The following is a 3,714-nucleotide window of genomic DNA, read 5'->3' on the forward strand; positions in this document are numbered from 1 at the left end:
TTAAGTCGTCGGCAGCGTCAGATGTGTATAAGAGACAGCCGAAGTACAAGTCGCCATAGGGGTCGTCTTCCACCACCACGGTTTGGTATTTCACGGCCAACTCCAGCACGCGCAAACGACGCTCCAAACTCAGCATGGCGCCGCTGGGGTTGCCAAAGGTGGGGATCAGATACAACAGCTTGGGTCGATGCTGCACCATCATCTCTTCAAGCTTGTCCACCTGCACGCCATCGGCGTCAATCGGCACACCCAACACCTGCGGACCATACAAACGGAAGCACTGGATGGTGGCCAAAAACGTAGGACCTTCCACCAGCGCCACGTCGCCTGGGTTGAGCAAGGTCTTGGCAATTAAGTCGAGTGCTTGCTGGCTGCCCGTGGTCACGATCAAGCCGTCCGCAGTCAAACCCGTCACGCCCTTGCTGGCCATGAAGTGGGCCAACTGTTCGCGCAAAGGGTTGTAACCTTCGGTGGCGCCATATTGCAACGCAGCACCAGGCTCTTCGCTCAAGGCACGGGCACTGGCTTCGCGAATGCCCTCCACATCAAACATCGCGCTGTCTGGAAACCCACCGGCAAAACTGATGATGCCGGGCTTGCCCAACAGCTTGAACAGTTCACGAATGGCAGAGGTTTCTACGTTGTTGAGGCGGTCGGCAAATTGCATAGGAAGATAATTGGGTTCTGACCCCAATTGATTCGATGGAATATGAAAAAAGAGCACATTGAGCCATTTTTTGCGACGCTGAAAGCAGCCAATCCGCAGCCCAATACCGAATTGGAATATACCAGCGTGTTTGAGTTGCTCACCGCTGTGCTGCTGAGTGCGCAAGCCACCGACGTGGGGGTGAACAAGGCCACGCGCAAGCTGTTTCCGGTGGCCAACACGCCGCAACAAATTTTGGATTTAGGGCTTGAAGGTTTGGAGCGTTACATCCAGACCATTGGCCTGTACCGCAGCAAAGCCCGTCACCTGATGGAGACCTGTCGCATCTTGGTGGAACAACACCACAGCGGGGTTCCGCGCACACGTGAAGCCCTTGAAGACCTGCCCGGCGTGGGCCGTAAAACCGCCAACGTGGTGTTGAATGTGGCGTTTGGCGAACCCACCATGGCGGTGGACACACACATTTTCAGAGTCGGCAACCGCACCGGGCTGGCCCCCGGCAAAACGCCGTATGAGGTGGAGATGAAGCTGATGAAGCGCATTCCACCCGAGTACTTGGTGGACGCGCACCACTGGCTGATCTTGCATGGCCGCTATGTGTGCCAAGCCCGCAAGCCTTTGTGCTGGCAGTGCGCGGTGTCTGGCTGTTGCAGCTTCAAACCCAAGACGACCAAGCCTTAAACCAACTCTTTTTCGTGCATCCAAGCGGCATGCTTGGGCGCGCGCTTGGTTTGGCTCCACTCTTCGAGCATCGCCCACTTCACGTCGTCGAGTTGTTTGTACATGTCAGGCGTGCCAATGTCACAGGCCAATTCGAGGCGATGGCCGTTGGGGTCGAAGAAGTAAATGCTCTTGAAGATGGTGTGGTCGGTCACGCCCACCACGACAATGCCTGCGGCTTGCAAGCGGGCTTTGGCTTCTTCCAATTCAGCCACGGTGTCCACCTTGAACGCCAAGTGCTGCACCCACTCGGGCGTGTTGGTGTCGCGCCCCATGGCGGGTGAGTTCGGCAATTCAAAAAACGCCAACACATTGCCATGGCCCGCATCGAGGAACACATGCATATAAGGGTCGGGGGCATGGGTGCTGGGCACTTGGTCTTCGGCAATGGCCAACACAAAGTCCATGTTCAGGTGTTTGACGTACCACTCGACCGTGGCTTTGGCGTCAAGGCAGCGGTAGGCCACGTGGTGAATTCGGCTGATTTTCATGGGGGTTCTCCTGTCAGGGTTGAGGGTCTGCGGCCACATCGGCACGCGCCAGGCTCAAGGCGTCACGCAGCACATGCATGTCGCCTATGTGGTTGGCCAAGAGCAAGATGAGCTTGGCGTTGACCAAGGCACTTTGTTCATCGCTCAAGCCACGGTGGGTGTCGATGAGGGCTTGGTAAAAGTCATCGCCCGGCGTGAAGTCACGGAAATAGCGCTTGCCGGGTTCGTTGAAATTGGGGGCGAGGTTCAGGGTCTGTGTCATGGTCTGCTCCGAGCGTCAAGCATTGCACGTGGCACGGTCACGTGCGGCAGCGATGGCGTCGCGGTGGATGCCGCGCCAACGCGCCACCACATGCTGGTCTGGGCGCACCAGCCAGGCACTGCCCGGTTGTGCGTCATAGCGTTTGGCAAACAAGCCTTGCGCATCGACCAGCACGCTCACGCCCCCGATGGCGCCCGCCTGACGGCTGACCACGATGGGCTGCACCGCCACTGCGTCTTGCGCCAGCGTTTGCAGCTCACGCAAGGTGTGGGCATCGAGTTGCGCCACATCGTCCACATACACCAAGCATTGAAACCGATGACCGAGTTGGTCGAGCAACCAGCCGTTGTGGCCGTTGCAGGTGATGGGCGCATCGTCCATCGGCGCACCGGGCAGCATGTCGCCTGCAAAGGCGCCCACGTCCGGTGTGTTGAGCACCGAGTGGGTGATGAAGCTGGGCACCGACAAACGGCCCGAGTTGACCAACTTGCGCGCAAACGGGTGGTGCCGCGCCAACTCCAGCGCCGCTTGCCTGAACAGCACGCTGGTGGGGCTCTTGGGTGTGATGAAGTCGGTCGATCGGGTCGAGTTCAAGATGTTTTCGTCGGCAGCGTAGACACGCTCATCGTTGTAACTCTCCAGCAAAGACTCGGGGGCTAAGCCTCGCATCACCAGCGCCAGCTTCCACATCAGGCCATCCGCGTCTTGCAGGCCTGAGTTGGCACCGCGTGCGCCAAACGGTGACACCTGGTGCGCGGCATCGCCCGCAAACAACAAACGCTGGTGCTTGAACTTGTTCATGCGCCGGCACTGGAAGGTGTAGATGCTGACCCACTCCAGAGTGAACGGGCGCTCGTCGCCCAGCATGGCTTGGATGCGCGGCACCACGCGCTCGGGCTTGGTTTCTTCCTCGGGGTCGGCGTCCCAGCCCAACTGAAAGTCGATGCGCCACACGTTGTCGGCCTGCTTGTGCAAGAGCACACTTTGGCCCCGGTGAAACGGAGGGTCAAACCACAAGCGACGCTCGGCGGGAAAGTCGGCTTTCATCACCACATCGGCAATCAAGAAGCGGTCTTTGAACACCTGGCCTTCCATGTCCAAGCCCAACATGCGGCGTATCGGGCTGCGTGCCCCATCGGCCACCACCAGCCAGTCGGCCTCGATGCTGAACTCGCCCTCGGGCGACGCGATGCGCACCACCGCATGGTCGGCCTTGTTGCTCACGCCCACCGCTTTGCACTTCCAGCGGATGTCCACACCCAATTCCAGCGCACGCGCCACCAAGGCTTCTTCCAAATAGTATTGCTGCAGGTTGATCATGCCGGGGCGCTTGTGCCCGGGCTCTGGCACCAGGTTGAACTGGTAGACCTCGTCTTCTTGCAAAAAGGTGCGACCGATGTTCCAACTCACACCTTTGTCACACAGCGGCTGGCCAATCCCTAAGCGGTCCAAAATTTCCAAGGTGCGTTTGGCGTAGCAGACAGCACGTGAACCGACAGACACCGAGTCGTCCTCGTCAAACAGCAACACCTCCAAGCCCTGCAAGCGCGCATCCACGGCTGCGGCCAAGCCCA

Annotated in this window: 5 protein-coding genes; 1 reads left to right on the forward strand and 4 read right to left on the reverse strand. The window is 59.1% G+C overall.

Features of this window, described 5'->3' with window-relative positions; all coding sequences use genetic code 11:
• A partial coding sequence (locus tag ACKWJN_RS05650; protein WP_408595320.1) for a PLP-dependent aminotransferase family protein occupies positions 1-667 on the reverse strand: 667 nt, incomplete at its 3' end.
• 42 nt (positions 668-709) lie between these two features.
• On the opposite strand from ACKWJN_RS05650, the gene nth reads away from it, so the two are divergent.
• Complete coding sequence (gene nth, locus ACKWJN_RS05655) at positions 710-1,348, forward strand: endonuclease III (RefSeq protein WP_408595322.1); 639 nt, start codon at positions 710-712, stop codon at positions 1,346-1,348.
• Here the strand turns inward: nth and ACKWJN_RS05660 are convergent.
• From ACKWJN_RS05660 to ACKWJN_RS05670, 3 genes are all read right to left on the reverse strand, one after another.
• Complete coding sequence (locus ACKWJN_RS05660; RefSeq protein ID WP_408595324.1) at positions 1,345-1,878, reverse strand: VOC family protein; 534 nt, start codon at positions 1,876-1,878, stop codon at positions 1,345-1,347. The two genes, nth and ACKWJN_RS05660, sit on opposite strands and share 4 nt — an antisense overlap.
• Before the next feature lie 13 nt (positions 1,879-1,891).
• Positions 1,892-2,140: a DUF2783 domain-containing protein gene (locus ACKWJN_RS05665; RefSeq protein ID WP_408595326.1), complete on the reverse strand. Its 249-nt coding sequence runs from the start codon at positions 2,138-2,140 to the stop codon at positions 1,892-1,894.
• A gap of 15 nt (positions 2,141-2,155) precedes the next feature.
• A partial coding sequence (locus ACKWJN_RS05670; protein WP_408595328.1) for an FAD-dependent oxidoreductase occupies positions 2,156-3,714 on the reverse strand: 1,559 nt, incomplete at its 5' end.

It is taken from the genome of Limnohabitans sp., from assembly GCF_046052825.1.
Classification (GTDB): domain Bacteria; phylum Pseudomonadota; class Gammaproteobacteria; order Burkholderiales; family Burkholderiaceae_C; genus Limnohabitans.

Excerpts from the sequence above, each read along its gene's own strand:
- nth (WP_408595322.1), top strand. The coding sequence starts at position 710 with ATGAAAAAAGAGCACATTGAGCCATTTTTTGCGACGCTGAAAGCAGCC.
- ACKWJN_RS05660 (WP_408595324.1), bottom strand. The coding sequence starts at position 1,878 with ATGAAAATCAGCCGAATTCACCACGTGGCCTACCGCTGCCTTGACGCC.
- ACKWJN_RS05665 (WP_408595326.1), bottom strand. The coding sequence starts at position 2,140 with ATGACACAGACCCTGAACCTCGCCCCCAATTTCAACGAACCCGGCAAG.